The sequence below is a fragment of the Pseudomonas sp. BF-RE-22 genome, from assembly GCF_019956155.1.
GTDB classification, from domain to species: domain Bacteria; phylum Pseudomonadota; class Gammaproteobacteria; order Pseudomonadales; family Pseudomonadaceae; genus Aquipseudomonas; species Aquipseudomonas migulae.
The window spans coordinates 275,135-290,151 of the sequence record NZ_JAHBDD010000044.1 but is presented as its reverse complement, the minus strand read 5'-3'; the positions used below and the strand labels follow the sequence as shown (position 1 = coordinate 290,151).

At 57.1% G+C, this 15,017-nt stretch carries 19 protein-coding genes, 1 tRNA gene and 2 pseudogenes; 4 read left to right on the top strand and 18 right to left on the bottom strand.

The genetic code is table 11. The features are described from left to right. Positions 1-146: 146 nt before the first annotated feature. The 3 genes and pseudogenes from KGA82_RS21330 to KGA82_RS21320 form a co-directional block, all read right to left on the bottom strand. A pseudogene (locus KGA82_RS21330) lies at positions 147-672 on the bottom strand (IS5 family transposase); the annotation flags it as partial. A gap of 2 nt (positions 673-674) precedes the next feature. After that, positions 675-836 (bottom strand): hypothetical protein, encoded by a 162-nt coding sequence (locus KGA82_RS21325; RefSeq protein WP_223452330.1) that lies wholly within the window; start codon positions 834-836, stop codon positions 675-677. A 63-nt stretch (positions 837-899) separates the two neighbouring features. Beyond that, positions 900-1,103, bottom strand: a complete 204-nt coding sequence (locus KGA82_RS21320; RefSeq protein WP_223452328.1) for a hypothetical protein — start codon at positions 1,101-1,103, stop codon at positions 900-902. Between the two features lie 428 nt (positions 1,104-1,531). Here KGA82_RS21320 and KGA82_RS21315 point away from each other — a divergent pair. Then, a pseudogene (locus KGA82_RS21315) lies at positions 1,532-1,618 on the top strand (integrase); the annotation flags it as partial. 68 nt (positions 1,619-1,686) lie between these two features. Here the strand turns inward: KGA82_RS21315 and KGA82_RS21310 are convergent. The 9 genes from KGA82_RS21310 to thrS all read right to left on the bottom strand — a co-directional run bounded on the left by KGA82_RS21310 (position 1,687) and on the right by thrS (position 9,143). Beyond that, positions 1,687-1,763 (bottom strand) — tRNA-Pro (locus KGA82_RS21310). 89 nt (positions 1,764-1,852) lie between these two features. Beyond that, positions 1,853-2,209, bottom strand: a complete 357-nt coding sequence (locus KGA82_RS21305) for a MerR family transcriptional regulator (RefSeq protein WP_003179985.1) — start codon at positions 2,207-2,209, stop codon at positions 1,853-1,855. Beyond that, positions 2,190-2,492 carry an integration host factor subunit alpha gene (gene ihfA / locus KGA82_RS21300; protein ID WP_002553164.1) on the bottom strand — a complete coding sequence of 101 codons (303 nt, stop codon included), beginning with the start codon at positions 2,490-2,492 and terminating at the stop codon, positions 2,190-2,192. Before ihfA ends, KGA82_RS21305 begins: the two co-directional genes overlap by 20 nt. 3 nt (positions 2,493-2,495) lie before the next feature. Continuing rightward, positions 2,496-4,877 carry a phenylalanine--tRNA ligase subunit beta gene (gene pheT / locus KGA82_RS21295; protein ID WP_223434831.1) on the bottom strand — a complete coding sequence of 794 codons (2,382 nt, stop codon included), beginning with the start codon at positions 4,875-4,877 and terminating at the stop codon, positions 2,496-2,498. Between the two features lie 26 nt (positions 4,878-4,903). Beyond that, positions 4,904-5,920, bottom strand: coding sequence for a phenylalanine--tRNA ligase subunit alpha (gene pheS / locus KGA82_RS21290; RefSeq protein ID WP_007905876.1), 1,017 nt, complete (start codon positions 5,918-5,920; stop codon positions 4,904-4,906). Positions 5,921-6,029: 109 nt separating this feature from the next. Further along, entirely contained in the window at positions 6,030-6,386 is a 357-nt protein-coding gene (rplT, locus tag KGA82_RS21285; protein WP_007905879.1) for a 50S ribosomal protein L20, read from the bottom strand. Positions 6,387-6,414: 28 nt separating this feature from the next. Continuing rightward, a complete protein-coding gene (gene rpmI, locus KGA82_RS21280) occupies positions 6,415-6,609 on the bottom strand; it encodes a 50S ribosomal protein L35 (RefSeq protein ID WP_002553160.1) in 195 nt (64 codons plus the stop codon). Between the two features lie 60 nt (positions 6,610-6,669). Next, the gene (gene infC, locus KGA82_RS21275) at positions 6,670-7,221 is read right to left on the bottom strand and encodes a translation initiation factor IF-3 (RefSeq protein ID WP_172435341.1); all 552 of its coding nucleotides are present in this window, start codon (positions 7,219-7,221) and stop codon (positions 6,670-6,672) included. Beyond that, complete coding sequence (gene thrS, locus KGA82_RS21270) at positions 7,221-9,143, bottom strand: threonine--tRNA ligase (protein ID WP_008023971.1); 1,923 nt, start codon at positions 9,141-9,143, stop codon at positions 7,221-7,223. The genes infC and thrS overlap by 1 nt, the downstream gene beginning before the upstream one ends. Positions 9,144-9,516: 373 nt before the next feature. Between thrS and KGA82_RS21265 the strand changes: the two genes are divergently transcribed. Together KGA82_RS21265 and KGA82_RS21260 are read left to right on the top strand one after the other, a co-directional pair. Beyond that, on the top strand, positions 9,517-9,819 hold the full coding sequence (locus KGA82_RS21265; RefSeq protein WP_192226388.1) for a hypothetical protein: 303 nt from the start codon (positions 9,517-9,519) through the stop codon (positions 9,817-9,819). Positions 9,820-10,111: 292 nt separating this feature from the next. Next, positions 10,112-10,324, top strand: coding sequence for a cold-shock protein (locus tag KGA82_RS21260; RefSeq protein WP_003179963.1), 213 nt, complete (start codon positions 10,112-10,114; stop codon positions 10,322-10,324). Positions 10,325-10,396: 72 nt separating this feature from the next. Here the strand turns inward: KGA82_RS21260 and KGA82_RS21255 are convergent, their stop codons facing one another. Continuing rightward, a complete protein-coding gene (locus KGA82_RS21255) occupies positions 10,397-10,717 on the bottom strand; it encodes an I78 family peptidase inhibitor (protein WP_008037562.1) in 321 nt (106 codons plus the stop codon). 165 nt (positions 10,718-10,882) lie between these two features. Beyond that, positions 10,883-11,188, bottom strand: coding sequence for a hypothetical protein (locus KGA82_RS21250; protein WP_008023976.1), 306 nt, complete (start codon positions 11,186-11,188; stop codon positions 10,883-10,885). Positions 11,189-11,319: 131 nt separating this feature from the next. Here KGA82_RS21250 and KGA82_RS21245 point away from each other — a divergent pair, with 131 nt between their 5' ends. After that, positions 11,320-11,532, top strand: coding sequence for a hypothetical protein (locus tag KGA82_RS21245; protein ID WP_008023978.1), 213 nt, complete (start codon positions 11,320-11,322; stop codon positions 11,530-11,532). A gap of 31 nt (positions 11,533-11,563) precedes the next feature. Here KGA82_RS21245 and KGA82_RS21240 read toward each other — a convergent pair whose 3' ends face one another. The 4 genes from KGA82_RS21240 to KGA82_RS21225 are packed head-to-tail and all read right to left on the bottom strand — an operon-like array spanning position 11,564 to position 15,015. After that, the gene (locus KGA82_RS21240) at positions 11,564-12,592 is read right to left on the bottom strand and encodes a nucleoside hydrolase (RefSeq protein ID WP_008037564.1); all 1,029 of its coding nucleotides are present in this window, start codon (positions 12,590-12,592) and stop codon (positions 11,564-11,566) included. A gap of 43 nt (positions 12,593-12,635) precedes the next feature. Then, complete coding sequence (rbsD, locus tag KGA82_RS21235) at positions 12,636-13,040, bottom strand: D-ribose pyranase (RefSeq protein WP_192226384.1); 405 nt, start codon at positions 13,038-13,040, stop codon at positions 12,636-12,638. After that, a complete protein-coding gene (rbsK, locus tag KGA82_RS21230; protein WP_223452326.1) occupies positions 13,037-13,954 on the bottom strand; it encodes a ribokinase in 918 nt (305 codons plus the stop codon). The genes rbsD and rbsK overlap by 4 nt, the downstream gene beginning before the upstream one ends. 41 nt (positions 13,955-13,995) lie before the next feature. Further along, positions 13,996-15,015, bottom strand: a complete 1,020-nt coding sequence (locus tag KGA82_RS21225) for a LacI family DNA-binding transcriptional regulator (RefSeq protein WP_223452317.1) — start codon at positions 15,013-15,015, stop codon at positions 13,996-13,998. Positions 15,016-15,017 lie beyond the last annotated feature (2 nt).

Here is a 15,017-nt window from a genome sequence, read left to right as displayed (position 1 = left end):
TGTGAGGTTGGGCCCCCCCCCCCCCCCCCAGAGCCATCCGTTTTTTGAGGGTGAAAACGACAACAAATAAAAAGGGGCCGCGAGATAAAATCTCGCGACCCCTTTGAATTATATGGTCGGGACGGAGTGATTCGAACGCTCGCCCCCTAGGCTCTGTACGAAAAGCAATGTCGCAAACACCGCGTGGCACAAGCCAGTGAGACCATCGTCGCATAACTTCTCGCGAGCTTGTCGAAACGCGTAACGATGCGGTGGTTCTCCTTCAACCAGCCAAACATATGCTCGATGATGTTGCGCTGCCGGTACTTGGGGCGGTCAAACAGTCTCGGCAAACCCGGCTGGGCTTGCGCTTCATGCTGCGCAGCGGGATTACCGGTTGCATCCGGTAGCGGTCGCAGTAACAACGTAGAGCCTCGGCGCCATAGCCCTTGTAGGCCAACAACCAACGGCAGCGTTTGCGGGGACGGCCGGGCAGGCTTGGGACGTAAGTCTCATTCAGCGCCGGTTGAGCATAGGCGATATCGCTGGCCTGCCCGCCTGAAAGCAGGAAGTGCAAAGGCACGCCATTGGCATCGCGCAGCATGTGAATCTTGGTCGTCAGGCCGCCCCGGCTGCGTCCGAGCGCGTGGTCTTGCGGTTCTTCAGCCCCCCTTTTTTCCCAGCACCAGAAGAATTCAGCCACGCGTGCCATAGAACTGGTTCAGCACTATCAGCTCAAAAACAGCCACCAGCACGCAGAATGCGACAAATCCCCGAGTGAAGACCCTGCGAGGTTTTTCGTAATGCGGAATATTGCCGAGGTCGCCGAGAAGGGATAAAAGTTCAAGTAGCCACATCAGATATCTGCCTTTTTTGCCGGATCACCAGCTCTCAACTGGGCCGCCAGCTGATTTGTACCCTCAATGGAGAATCCTGCGACTCTCTCCAATCCTGATCCGATCAAGCGCCCGGTTTAACGCATCCAAAGCATCGAGAAGGGCTTTCGCCTCAGCTTCTCGGCCCTCACCCCAGAGGCGTTCAGCCATTTTACTCAGGGCTTGGATTGATCTTTCAATCTCTGCAGCGGTCGCCGCTGCTTTACTTTCCGGCTTTTTCTTCAGCATCCAGTAACCCTTCTGCCGGGCATTGCTCGGTCTCTCAATGGTTAGCGCGAATACACCGTCCACCGGAACAAGTGCTGCTCTGTAGCCAAGTAAAGTTGTGCAGTCGTCCGATCCCAGGACTAGGAGCGCCCTTCTCGTCCATCCATCTTGCTAACGACGCGAAATTTATCACCATTGAACCACCACTCGTAATAGCCATTTCAAATTGAAACTGGACGCAGAGGCCGCCAGCCACGTCAATCGGGAGAGGTGAGAGTGAGAGTGAGAGTGATGGCTGCGGATCTATCACTTCTCCCCCGTTTCATCCGGGCTAAGCAGGCGCCGGCGTACCTGCGCATGTGTCGTGCGGTATTTGACGCAGAAGTACGCCCGCACATCCTTGAATTTCCCATTGGAAAACAAGGCGTCGCCGTCGACCGGCATGAACTGGACAAGTGATCGACGCGGCAAACAAAGTGTCAGCCACCGATTCGCGAGGACCGGCACTGACCATCTTGAGGAGGAAAGCGGGATGAGCCCTGCAAAAGTCCCTACGCGTAAAAAAGCCGAACTGGCTAGAGTTCGGCTAAGTTACTGATAAATATGGTCGGGACGGAGTGATTCGAACACTCGACCCCTAGCACCCCATGCTAGTGCGCTACCGGACTGCGCTACGCCCCGACTAGGCGTGAAACTCGTCCTTCATCTCGAAGAACGCTCAAGAATATATCGCAAGCTTTTGAAAACTGGAAGTATTCAAACGCATGAATTTATTTCTTGAGGACCACCAGCACATCTTCCAATTCGGCGATCATCTGCCGAATCATCTGTTTGTATTGAGTGGTGTCGTCTTTGGCTTCATCGCCGGACAAACGCAAGCGTGCGCCGCCGATGGTGAACCCTTGATCGTAAAGAAGCGCGCGGATCTGCCGGATCATCAGCACGTCTTGTCGCTGATAATACCGGCGGTTTCCGCGCCGTTTGACGGGGTTGAGTTGAGGAAACTCCTGCTCCCAATAGCGCAGCACGTGCGGTTTTACCGCACACAGCTCGCTGACTTCACCAATGGTGAAGTAGCGTTTGCCTGGGATGACGGGTAGCTCGTCGTTATGACTTGGTTCCAGCATAAGCCTCAACTCGGGCCTTCAACTTCTGCCCTGGACGAAAGGTGACCACACGGCGAGCCGTGATCGGGATTTCTTCACCCGTTTTCGGATTGCGGCCAGGCCGCTGGCGTTTGTCCCGAAGGTCGAAATTGCCGAAACCGGACAATTTGACTTGTTCGTTGTCTTCAAGAGCGTGCCTGATTTCTTCAAAAAACAGTTCGACCAATTCCTTGGCCTCCCGTTTATTCAGGCCCAGCTCTTCATACAGACGTTCCGCCATTTCAGCTTTCGTCAGAGCCCCCATACGTCACTTCCTTAACGTGGCGTTCAACCTTTGTTCGAGCGAGGTGAGGATGTTTTGCGTCGTGGTATTCACCTCATCGTCATTAAGAGTGCGCGATGGATGCTGCCAGGTCAAGCCGACTGCAAGGCTTTTTCTATCAGGATCAATGCCTTTACCCTGATACACGTCAAATAGCCTGAGGTCCGTCAGCCATTCCCCTGCATTTTCACGGATTACGTCCAGTACAGCACTGGCTGCGACGTCTTTTTCGGCGATCAGCGCAAGGTCACGACGCACTTCAGGAAAGCGCGACAACTCCTGGAATTTAGGCATTTTACCCAACGCCACTTCGGCCAGAACCAGCTCGAAAACGAAGACCGGACGGTCGAGACCGAGGGTTTTCGACAATTCAGGGTGGATTGCGCCAACGAAACCTACCAAACGACCTTCGCGCTCGATGCGTGCGGTTTGACCCGGGTGCAACGCTGGGTGTTTGCCTGGCACGAACGTGAACGAATCCAGTGCACCGGCGAAGCCCAGAACCGCTTCCACGTCAGCTTTCACGTCGAAGAAATCCACGACGTCGCGGCCTTGCGCCCAGCCTTCCGGAAGACGAGTACCGCAAACGACACCCGCCAACATCGGCTCTTGCTTCAAGCCTTCCAGCTGACCGACAAAACGCAGACCGCTTTCGAACAGACGCACGCGATCCTGTTGACGGTTCAGGTTGTGCTGAAGCGCCTTGACCAGACCAGGCCACAGGGACGAGCGCATGGCCGCCATGTCGTTGGAAATCGGGTTAGCCAGCAACAGCGGCTCAACACCCGGATTAAACAACTCGAATTGTTTCGGATCGATGAAGCTGTAGGTGATCGCTTCCTGATAACCGCGAGCCACCAGCAGGCGACGCAGTTCAGGCAGATCGCTACGCGCTTCAGCCTTGGCTTGCGGCGCCAGACGGGCTTGCGGATAGCGAACCGGCAGACGGTTGTAACCGTACAGACGGGCCAGCTCTTCGATCAGATCGACTTCGAGGCTGATGTCGAAGCGATGGCTCGGCACTTCAACGCGCCACTGCCCTGCCCCATCGGCAGAAATCTTCAGACCCAGGCCGCTGAGCAGTCGCTCGACTTCGGTCGAATCCATTTCCATACCCAGCATCTGAGTGATGCGTTGCGCACGCAGAGTAACCGGCGCAATCGAAGGCAGGTGCTGTTCGCTGACGGTCTCGATGATCGGACCGGCTTCGCCACCAGTGATGTCCAGCAGCAGGCCAGTGGCGCGCTCCATGGCTTCACGGGCCAGTTGCCAGTCCACGCCACGCTCGTAGCGGTGCGAGGCGTCGGTGTGCAGGCCGTAGGAACGAGCCTTGCCAGCCACGGCGATCTGATCGAAGAACGCACTTTCAAGGAAAATGTCACGAGTGGTCGCGGTGTTGACGCCGCTGTGCTCGCCGCCCATTACGCCGGCGATTGCCAGGGCGCGGGTGTGGTCGGCGATCACCAGCGTATCGCTACGCAGGCTGACTTCCTGACCGTCGAGCAGCACCAGCTTCTCGCCTTCTTCGGCCATACGTACGCGGATGCCGCCATTGATTTCGGCGAGATCGAACGCGTGCAGCGGCTGACCCAGTTCCAGCATCACGTAGTTAGTGATGTCGACGGCCGCATCAATGCTGCGCACATCGGCGCGACGCAAACGCTCGACCATCCACAGCGGCGTAGGCTTGGACAGGTCGACATTGCGGATCACTCGACCCAGGTAACGCGGGCAAGCGGCTGGTGCCAGCACTTCAACCGAACGCACTTCATCGTGCACGGCTGGAACGGTCGCCACGACCGGGCGGGTGACTTCAGCGGCGTACAGCGCGCCGACTTCACGGGCCAGACCGGCCAGGGACAGGCAGTCGCCGCGGTTCGGGGTCAGGTCGACCTCGATGCTGGCGTCGTCCAGGTTCAGGTATTCACGAATGTCCTGACCGACCGGAGCATCGACCGGCAACTCCATCAGGCCATCGTTGCCTTCGCCCACTTGCAGTTCGGCTTGCGAGCACAGCATGCCGTTGGACTCAACGCCACGCAGCTTGGCTTTCTTGATTTTGAAGTCGCCCGGCAGTTCGGCACCAATCATGGCAAACGGGATCTTCAGGCCCGGACGCACGTTTGGCGCACCGCACACGACCTGAAAAGTCTCCGACCCATTGCTGACCTGGCAAACACGCAACTTGTCAGCATCCGGGTGCTGTTCGGTGCTCAGCACCTCGCCCACCACCACACCGCTGAATTCACCGGCGGCCGGCGTAACGCTATCGACCTCAAGACCGGCCATCGACAGACGGGCAACCAGCTCGTCGCGACTTACCTGCGGGCTAACCCAGCCACGCAGCCATTGTTCACTGAATTTCATCCTGCTCTCCTAAGAATTCGTTACGACTAGCGAAATTGCGCGAGGAACCGCAAGTCGTTGTCGAAGAACAGACGCAAGTCGTTCACGCCGTAACGCAGCATGGCCAGACGCTCAACGCCCATGCCGAAGGCAAAGCCCGAAAACTCTTCCGGGTCGATCCCGGACATGCGCAGCACGTTCGGGTGAACCATGCCGCAGCCCATCACTTCCAGCCAGCCAGTCTGTTTGCAGACACGGCAGCCTTTGCCGCTGCACATCACGCATTCCATGTCGACTTCAGCGGATGGCTCGGTGAACGGGAAGTACGAAGGACGGAAACGCACGGCCAGTTCTTTTTCGAAGAACACGCGCAGGAATTCTTCGATGGTCCCTTTCAGGTCGGCGAAGTTGATATCGCGATCGACCAGCAGGCCTTCGACCTGGTGGAACATCGGCGAGTGGGTGATATCGGAGTCGCTACGATACACACGGCCTGGGCAGACGATGCGGATCGGTGGCTGTTTCGATTCCATGGTGCGGACCTGTACCGGCGAGGTATGGGTGCGCAACAACATGTTGGCATTGAAATAGAAGGTGTCATGCATCGACCGGGCCGGGTGATGGCCTGGGATGTTGAGCGCTTCGAAGTTGTGGTAATCGTCTTCGACCTCAGGGCCTTCGGCGATGCCGTAGCCGATGTGGGTGAAGAATTGTTCGATACGTTCCAGAGTGCGAGTAACCGGATGCAGACCACCCGAGGTCTGGCCACGGCCAGGCAGGGTCACGTCAATGGACTCGGCAGACAGTTTGGCGGCCAGGTCGGCCTCTTCAAACAGTGCCTTGCGGGCATTGAGAACCTCTGTGACACGCTCCTTGGCAACGTTGATCAGGGCGCCGACTTGCGGACGCTCTTCTGCCGGCAAATTCCCCAGGGTCTTCATCACCTGAGTCAATTCGCCCTTTTTGCCAAGGTAGTGAACCCGGATTTGCTCCAGGGCATTGATATCTTCAGCGCTTTGCACAGCCTCTAGTGCTTGAGAGACGAGCGCATCCAGGTTTTCCATGTACAGACTCCAGATACAAAATAGGGGAAGAGCTTGAAGGCTCTTCCCCTATTTATGACGTTTAACACCTGGCCTCACAGAGGTGAGGCCGGGTGACTGTCGGGGGTACTTAAGCCAAGGTGGCTTTAGCTTTCTCGACAATCGCAGCAAACGCCGCTTTTTCGTTCACTGCCAGATCAGCCAGAACCTTACGGTCGATCTCGATGGACGCTTTTTTCAGGCCGGCGATGAAACGGCTGTAGGACAGACCGTTGATACGTGCACCAGCGTTGATACGAGCGATCCACAGAGCGCGGAACTGACGTTTTTTCTGACGACGGTCACGGTAGGCGTATTGGCCTGCCTTGATTACCGCTTGCTTGGCAACACGGAATACGCGCGAGCGAGCGCCGTAGTAGCCTTTAGCAAGTTTCAGAATTTTTTTGTGACGTTTACGGGCAATGACGCCACGCTTTACACGAGCCATGAGTTACTTCCTCTATTCTTGACTAAAATTAACGAAGGCGCAGCATGCGCTCGACTTTTGCCACGTCAGACGGATGCAGCAAGCTGCTACCGCGCAGTTGACGCTTACGCTTGGTCGACATTTTAGTCAGGATGTGGCTCTTGAAAGCGTGCTTGTGCTTGATACCGTTAGCAGTTTTCAGAAACCGCTTAGCAGCACCACTTTTCGTTTTCATTTTTGGCATGTTCGGATACTCCGCATTCAGTTGATAAACATAATCAGAAGGCCTGCCGTGCCCTGTTGATTACTTCTTCTTTTTCGGGGCGATGACCATGATCAGCTGGCGTCCTTCCATCTTAGGATGCTGTTCGACCGAACCGTACTCGAGCAAGTCACCTTCAACTCGCTTGAGGAGTTCCATCCCCAGCTCCTGGTGGGCCATCTCACGGCCGCGGAATCGCAAGGATACCTTGGCCCTGTCCCCATCACTCAGGAAACGTACCAGGTTGCGCAGTTTTACCTGGTAATCCCCTTCCTCCGTCCCTGGACGAAACTTGATTTCTTTAACCTGAATCTGCTTCTGGTTTTTCTTGGCCGCGGCAATCTGCTTCTTCTTCTCGAAGATCGATTTGCCGTAGTCCATCAGTTTGCAAACAGGGGGTACTGCATCGGCGGAAATCTCCACCAAATCCAGCTTGGCCTCTTCAGCCTTAAGAAGCGCGTCTTCAATTGACACAATCCCAAGCTGTTCACCTTCAGCCCCAATTAACCGAACCTCGCGTGCCGAGATATTCTCGTTGATCGGGGCTTTCGGTGCAGCTCGTTTATCTTGTCTCATTTCACGCTTAATAATAATTACTCCGAATCTGGGCGACCACGCCGGGAAACCGCTTGCGCGAGAAACTCAGCGAACTGGGCGACGGGCATCGAGCCCAGGTCAGCACCTTCACGAGTACGCACAGCGACAGTCTGCATCTCGACTTCCCGATCTCCGATAACCAAGAGATAGGGAACCTTGAGCAAAGTATGCTCGCGGATTTTAAAGCCGATCTTTTCATTTCTCAAGTCAGACTTGGCACGAAATCCGCTTTCGTTGAGAGTTTTTTCAACCTCGGCGGCAAAATCGGCCTGTTTGTCAGTGATGTTCATGATCACTGCCTGGGTCGGAGCCAGCCACGCAGGGAATGCACCCTCGTAGTGCTCGATCAGGATTCCGACGAAACGTTCGAAGGATCCAAGGATCGCCCGGTGCAACATCACCGGATGCTTGCGACTGTTGTCTTCGGAGACGTATTCGGCTCCCAGACGGACAGGCAGGTTAAAATCGAGCTGCAGGGTACCACACTGCCAGACGCGACCAAGGCAATCTTTCAGCGAGAACTCGATCTTCGGACCGTAGAACGCACCCTCGCCCGGCTGCAGATCGTACGGCAGGCCAGCGCTATCAAGGGCTGCAGCCAATGCGGCTTCGGCGCGGTCCCACAGCTCGTCGGAACCGACGCGTTTTTCCGGACGAGTGGACAGCTTCATCTCGACATCTTTGAAGCCGAAGTCGGCGTAGACGTCCATGGTCAGCTTGATGAACGCAGCGGATTCGGCCTGCATCTGCTCTTCGGTGCAGAAGATGTGGGCGTCGTCCTGAGTGAACGCACGCACACGCATGATGCCGTGCAGTGCACCCGATGGCTCGTTACGGTGGCAGGCACCGAACTCGGCCAGGCGCATCGGCAACTCGCGGTAGCTTTTCAGGCCCTGGTTGAACACTTGCACGTGGCAAGGGCAGTTCATTGGCTTGATGGCGTAGTCGCGGTTTTCCGACTGAGTGGTGAACATGTTGTCGGCGTAGTTGGCCCAGTGCCCGGATTTCTCCCACAGGCTGCGGTCAACGACTTGTGGAGTCTTGATCTCCAGGTAGCCGTTGTCGCGCTGAACTTTGCGCATGTACTGCTCGAGTACCTGATACAGCGTCCAGCCGTTCGGGTGCCAGAACACCATACCCGGCGACTCTTCCTGGGTGTGGAACAGGCCCAGGCGCTTGCCGATCTTGCGGTGATCGCGCTTTTCAGCTTCTTCGATGCGCTGGATGTAAGCCGCCAGCTGCTTCTTGTCCGCCCATGCGGTGCCGTAAACGCGCTGCAATTGCTCGTTCTTGGCATCGCCACGCCAGTAGGCGCCGGACAACTTGGTCAGCTTGAAGGATTTCAGGAAGCGGGTGTTCGGCACGTGCGGACCGCGGCACATGTCGACGTATTCTTCGTGATAGTACAGGCCCATGGCCTGTTCGTTCGGCATGTCCTCGACCAGGCGCAGCTTGTAGTCTTCGCCACGGGCCTTGAACACTTCGATCACTTCGGCGCGCGGAGTGACTTTCTTGATCACGTCGTAATCTTTTTCGATCAGCTGTTGCATGCGCTGTTCGATGGCGGCCAGGTCGTCCGGAGTGAAAGGACGCTCGAAGGCGATGTCGTAATAGAAGCCTTCGTCGATGACCGGGCCGATGACCATTTTGGCGGTCGGATACAGCTGCTTGACCGCATGGCCAACCAGGTGGGCGCAAGAGTGGCGAATGATCTCCAGCCCCTCTTCATCCTTTGGCGTAATGATTTGCAGCGTAGCGTCGGCGCTGATGATGTCGCTGGCGTCGACCAGCTTGCCATCGACCTTGCCGGCCACGGTGGCCTTGGCCAGACCTGCACCAATGGATGCGGCGACCTCGGCTACGGAAACCGGGTGATCGAATGAACGTTGACTGCCGTCGGGAAGAGTAATAGTTGGCATGGCGCCTCCTCTCCTAGTGGTGACCCCTACCAAAGGTCACGTGGGTTGGGATGAGCCAGTACAAGATCCGGTCCAGGCCATTCAATGACGAACGCCTGCCTTACAGCGGCAGGAGCCTTGCGGCCAACCGGAAAACCGAACCAGAGTGACTGGGATTCAAATCAGGGTTATTCGAACATCTGCCGCCACCGTGACTGAAGGTCTGCGGAGCTTGCAAATACCCGAGCCAGGCATGCTAGCACAGATGAACGGTCGTCGCGGTGCCGAGGTTTTCTGCTGGGGCAAATCAGTCCTTTTTATGCCAGAGTGCTGAACTTGAACCCCGCTTTACCCCTCAGATAACAAGACATTGACCCACAAGGAGCATCCCAGCATGCGTCTGAATCGTTTGTTCGCAGTAGTCGCCCCCATCGTCCTGTTGCTGCCGTTGGCCGCCCATGCCGATTGGCCGAAGGGCGAGCGCGAGAAATACATGGCTCAGTGCACTCAAGCGGCCACCCCTCAGATCGGCGCTGCGGCTGCAAAAGCCCACTGCGCTTGTGGTGCCGATGCAATCAAGTCATACCCGGCCAGCGACATTCAGTCGTTGATGGACAACCAGGCCAGTGACGCCCTGAAACAACAGGCCCTGACCCAGATTTCCAAGTGCAAGGCCAATAATCCGCAGAAAAAATAAGCCCGACAAGGCGTCAAAAAAGGGTTTGGTGCCGGCAAAAGGCATCTGAAAACCGCCTTTTTCGACAATTTATGCAGGTTTTACAGGTTTTTTTATCGTCTTTACTTTCGGCTGAAAGCCTTTTAAATCGGGGCTTTCAGCCACATCAGGCAACAAAGAAAGCGCGACTGTAGGGCAAACAGCACGTCCGGGGGGCTCCCAAAGCGAACATTTCGACTATGATACCCCGGTGTGCCCAGTTGGCCTGAGCAGCACAGTACTACTGAAAATATATGTTTCTTGGAGATACACCATGTCTAATCGCCAAACCGGCACCGTTAAATGGTTCAACGATGAAAAAGGCTTCGGCTTCATCACTCCTCAAGGTGGCGGTGACGACCTGTTCGTACACTTCAAAGCTATCGAAAGCGACGGTTTCAAAAGCCTGAAAGAAGGCCAGACTGTTTCCTTCGTGGCTGAGAAAGGCCAAAAGGGTATGCAAGCTGCTCAAGTTCGCCCAGAGTAATTTCTTGGCGCACTAAAAAAACCCCGTCCATGTGACGGGGTTTTTTATGGGTGAAGCAAAAGCCGGACGCTATCAGCCGCAGTTGATGCGCGTGATCACCAGGTTGGCATCGGTGTTCAGGTTCAAGCGGTCGGAGCGGTACTCCAGCGTCACCATATCGTCAGGCTTGAGGATACGGGCATTCTGCGCACCTGCGCGAACACGCGCCTGTTCCAGCAGCGCGGGCGAAGCCTTTTTGCCAATGGTGAATTCGGCAGCCTTTGCTTCGCATCGACTGTGGCCGGTATCCGTCGTCGTGACAGGGTCTGTTGCCGATTCGGTAGATGTGCTGCTGCAACCTGCCAGCAGACTAGCGGCCAACAAAGTACCCAATGACGCGAGCTTCCAAGGCATGAAGCCTCCTTTTTTCAATAGTTAAGCTGAGATCGTGCGACCGCCAATCTGGCGTTTGGTTTCACAGGCAGCGCCAGCGCCCTGCCCTCGACCCGGACAAGCGGCGAGTTTGCCTGAGCACTCCCGGTCATTCACCCCGCAATCGTGACTGAATATGACCTGCGCTCAATAAATATCGATGTAATCGAATGGTGGTGATGGCCAGTTCTCTTTCAGCGCATTGAAGATCTGCATGACCCACACCTCGTCACTGGCCGCGACCAATCCCACATACCCCGAGCCCTTGGCCCACGTCTCCAGACGAAACAGCAGCCCGCCGATGTCCGTGCCGCCCACGACACCCGATGAAATGTAAGCGATGCCGCCCTTGGTCACCCGCAATTGGGTGTGCTCATCATCACTGGCAGAGGCCAGCAGCTGGCGCACCGCCTCAAGGGTCAAGCCGTCAGGAGAGTTCAAATCAATCTGCACAGCACGGTCCTTGAAAAATCATCAAAACCCAAGTGTCGCATAGCCTTTCCCTCATGCCTAAGTCGGAGTGCCAAACACTCTGCAAAATGCTTAACTCACCCCCAGACTTTCCCGAATTCACGAGCGCCATCATGACCACCGTAAGCATCGACGCCGACATCAAAGCCAAGTGGCCGCAAGGCCACAGCTCTTACAGCCCGGGCAGTCCGGAAGAGCTGGCAATCATTGGTATCGATCTATTGGTCAAGGAGCTGGGGACTGAAGCGGCGCAAACCTTCATCGCGCAGGTATTCGAGAAGTACCCGGCCGACTACAAGGGCGCTGAATACAACGAAAGGGAGTAACCCCGCAGGCTGGCACCTGCGGGAGTACAACTTACTTCAGACGAGCCAGACGCTGGGTCAGCAGGTCGAAGAAACCCTGGGCATCGCCACTCTCAACCCAGAACGCATTTTTCGGCGCTTTCAGGCCGTCATACCAGTCGACGATGGTTTGACCGAAAGTTGGGCCTTCGCGGCTATCAACCACCACATTGACCGAACGGCCGGTGAACAGCTCCGGCTTGAGCAGGTAGGCAATGACCGTCGCGTCATGTACCGGGCCACCCGGAAGACCGTAGTGCTCCATGTCGCCTTTGACGTACTCGTTGAGAATATCGCCCACCAGCTTGCTGGCATTGTTGTTCAGTGCGGCGATCTGCTTCAGGCGCGCTTCGCTGGTGAGGATCTTGTGGGTCACGTCCAATGGCAGATAGGTCAGTTTGACGCCACTTTTCAGCACCACTTCAGCAGCCTGCGGGTCGGCGAACAGATTGAACTCGGCCACCGGGGTGATGTTGCCTCCGTTGAAGTGAGCACCGCCCATGATCACCACTTCCTTGATGCCCTGAACGATTTCGGGCTCCTGGATCAGCGCCAGCGCCAGGTTGGTCTGTGGACCGAGCATAGCGATGGTGATGCTGTGGGGTTTGGCGGTTTTCAAGGTGTCGATCAGGTAATTAACTGCATTACCCTTTGCCAAACCTTGCTTCGGCTCATGCACGGTGACGCCCGACAGGCCTTCCTTACCATGAATGTTCTCGGCATAAATCGGCGTACGCATCAGCGGTTTCGGCGCACCGGCATAAACCGGCACATCCTCGCGCCCCGCCCATTCGCGGGCCAGCCGCGCATTACGCGAGGTCTTGTCCAGACGTACGTTACCAGCGACGGTGGTCAACGCGCGGATGTTCAGTTCTTCTGGTGACGCCAGCGCAAACAGCAAAGCGACCACGTCGTCGGCACCCGGGTCGGTGTCGATGATCAAGTCGATCTTTTCCGCCGCCTGGGCGCTTGTTGCGGTAATCAGGGACAAAAGCAGCAGACTCCGGAGCAGATGGTGCAGTTTCTGAGCATAGCGGTACATAGCGCACTCCTTGTGCGTGGAAAAGCAGACAGACGAAAACGAATCAGAACGTGACCCCGGCCACCAGCACGACGTTGCAGTACGGCTGACATTCGCCTGTACGAACAATCGCCCGCGCCTGTCGGCTCAGGACTTTGAATTGGTCATGACTGAGCAGCTCACGCCGGCCCAGCGAACCTTCGGCATTCAACTCATCCAGCGTCACCAGCGCCGACGGCTGTTTGTCCAGAATCTCCTGGGCCAACACGTGGCTTTCGACCTGCATTTCGCTGAGCACAACCTTCAACGTGCTGATGAAATCCGGAACGCCGTGGGTCAAGGCCAGGTCGATCAGCTCGACACCCGGCGGAACCGGCAGGCCGGCATCGCCAATCACGACCATGTCGCCATGCCCCAGGGAAGCGATCAGTCGCGACAGCGCGATGTTGAGCAACGGTGTTTTTTTCATGGTGCTTTAAAGGCCTGTACGTCGGACAAAGTGGGGATCGAGGGTTGCGCGCCGGCACGGGTCACTGACAGCGCCGCAGCGACCTGACCAAAACGGATCGCTTGCGCCTCGTTTTTGCCGGCGGCCAGTGCGGCAGCAAAACCGCCGACAAAGGTATCGCCCGCCGCCGTGGTATCGACCGCCTTTACCTTCGGCGCAGGAAAGTGTTCGAAGCTGTTTCCATTGGCAAACAGAGAGCCTTGGGCACCGAGGGTGATGATCACCTTGCCGGCCCCCAAGGCGATCAATCGGGTCGCCGCGACTTCGGCGGTTTCCAGTGAATCCACCGGCAAACCGCTAAGGGCCGAGGCTTCGCTCTCGTTAGGAATCAGATAGTCGATGGCCGCATACCAGTCTGCCGGCAACGGTCGGCTGGCGGGCGCCGGGTTGAGAATCACGGTTTTCCCCAGTTCACGACCGCGCTTGAGCGCATGACCGACCGTGGCATCCGGCACTTCGAGCTGACAGATGATCACATCCGCTGCCTGCAACACCGCATCGAAGCGGTCAATCACTGCTGGCGTCAGTGCACCATTGGCACCGGCGACAATCACGATCGCGTTCTGGCTGTTGTCATCGACCACAATCAACGCTACACCGCTGGCACCATCGACGGTGCTGACCGCCTGACAATCGATACGGTCGGCCAACAGCGCTCCGCGCAATTCCTCGCCATAGGCATCGCTGCCCACGCAACCGACCATCGACACCTGCGCCCCCAGTCGCGCCGCAGCAACCGCCTGATTGGCCCCCTTGCCACCGGATACCGTGGCAAACGACTCACCAATCAGCGTTTCACCGCCACGGGGCAACCGTGACGCGCGGGTCACCAGGTCCATGTTCAGGCTGCCTATCACCACTACTTTTGCTGGCATACATCACTACTCATAAATGCAATTTCAACGGTGCTTTCTGTTTAACGGAAGTGGGCAAACACACCGGCCAGCGGCGCAGTCGATTCGCGCAGGACAATACTGGGCGTCACGATCCGTTGATCGGTGGCCATGGCCGGTGTGGCGATCCTGCGCAACAGCACTTCGGCCGCCATCTCGCCGAGCTGCAGGATCGACTGCCCCACGGTGGTCAGCGCCGGGTAGACATAACGGCTCATCTGGATATCGTCGAAGCCAATCACCGACAGTTCGCTCGGCACACGAATATTGCGCTCGGCGGCGGCGCGCAACACGCCGATGCCGATCATGTCGTTACCGGCGAAGATAGCGCTGGGCGGATTGTTGTCCAGGAGGATCGCAGCCGCGCTGTAACCGCCGGTACTGGTGAAGTCACTTTCCAGCATGCGATCGCGAGGCACTTCGACGCCCGCCTCTTTCAAGGCGCGGCAATAACCTGCCAGACGCATCTGCGCGACGCTGGTACTGGCCGGCCCGCCAATGGTGGCGATGTCCCGATGCCCCAATTCCAGAAGATGACGGGTCGCCAGATAAGCGCCGTACTCGTGATCGATGCGCACCAGGTCCGCATCAACCCCTTCCAGCCCACGGTCGACAATCACCATCGGCGTTCGCACGCCCGCCAGACCTTCTGCCAGCACCGCGTCCCCACCGGCCGACGCCACGATCAGCCCGTCAATGCGCTTTTCCAGCAACACGCGCAGGTAGCTGCGCTGCTTGTCCGGGTTGTCATCGGAATTGCAGAGGATCACGCAATAGCCATTGCGCTCGCAGTAATCCTCGATGCCGCGCGCCAGTTCGGCGAAGTATGGGTTGAGGCTGTTGGGCACCAGCAGACCGATAGTCGCGGTGGTCTTGGCTTTTAATGAGCGGGCCACGGCACTGGGCACGTAGTCGAGACTTTTGATTGCCGCTTCGACCTTGATCCGCACTTCTTCGCTGACGGGCCGGGTCTTGTTCACCACATGGGAAACCGTGGTGTAGGAAATCCCCGCGAGCGCTGCCACATCCTTGATTGTTGCCATGA

Bases quoted from the DNA above. Each gene is read 5' to 3' on its own strand.
- rplT (WP_007905879.1), bottom strand. From the start codon at position 6,386: ATGGCTCGTGTAAAGCGTGGCGTCATTGCCCGTAAACGTCACAAAAAA.
- ihfA (WP_002553164.1), bottom strand. From the start codon at position 2,492: ATGGGGGCTCTGACGAAAGCTGAAATGGCGGAACGTCTGTATGAAGAG.
- KGA82_RS21265 (WP_192226388.1), top strand. From the start codon at position 9,517: ATGCGTCTGAATCGTTTGTTCGCAGTAGTCGCCCCCATCGTCCTGTTG.
- KGA82_RS21225 (WP_223452317.1), bottom strand. From the start codon at position 15,015: ATGGCAACAATCAAGGATGTGGCAGCGCTCGCGGGGATTTCCTACACC.
- rpmI (WP_002553160.1), bottom strand. From the start codon at position 6,609: ATGCCAAAAATGAAAACGAAAAGTGGTGCTGCTAAGCGGTTTCTGAAA.
- KGA82_RS21255 (WP_008037562.1), bottom strand. From the start codon at position 10,717: ATGCCTTGGAAGCTCGCGTCATTGGGTACTTTGTTGGCCGCTAGTCTG.
- rbsD (WP_192226384.1), bottom strand. From the start codon at position 13,040: ATGAAAAAAACACCGTTGCTCAACATCGCGCTGTCGCGACTGATCGCT.
- rbsK (WP_223452326.1), bottom strand. From the start codon at position 13,954: ATGCCAGCAAAAGTAGTGGTGATAGGCAGCCTGAACATGGACCTGGTG.
- KGA82_RS21260 (WP_003179963.1), top strand. From the start codon at position 10,112: ATGTCTAATCGCCAAACCGGCACCGTTAAATGGTTCAACGATGAAAAA.
- pheS (WP_007905876.1), bottom strand. From the start codon at position 5,920: ATGGAAAACCTGGATGCGCTCGTCTCTCAAGCACTAGAGGCTGTGCAA.
- thrS (WP_008023971.1), bottom strand. From the start codon at position 9,143: ATGCCAACTATTACTCTTCCCGACGGCAGTCAACGTTCATTCGATCAC.
- KGA82_RS21240 (WP_008037564.1), bottom strand. From the start codon at position 12,592: ATGTACCGCTATGCTCAGAAACTGCACCATCTGCTCCGGAGTCTGCTG.
- KGA82_RS21245 (WP_008023978.1), top strand. From the start codon at position 11,320: ATGACCACCGTAAGCATCGACGCCGACATCAAAGCCAAGTGGCCGCAA.
- KGA82_RS21320 (WP_223452328.1), bottom strand. From the start codon at position 1,103: ATGCTGAAGAAAAAGCCGGAAAGTAAAGCAGCGGCGACCGCTGCAGAG.
- KGA82_RS21305 (WP_003179985.1), bottom strand. From the start codon at position 2,209: ATGCTGGAACCAAGTCATAACGACGAGCTACCCGTCATCCCAGGCAAA.
- pheT (WP_223434831.1), bottom strand. From the start codon at position 4,877: ATGAAATTCAGTGAACAATGGCTGCGTGGCTGGGTTAGCCCGCAGGTA.
- KGA82_RS21325 (WP_223452330.1), bottom strand. From the start codon at position 836: ATGTGGCTACTTGAACTTTTATCCCTTCTCGGCGACCTCGGCAATATT.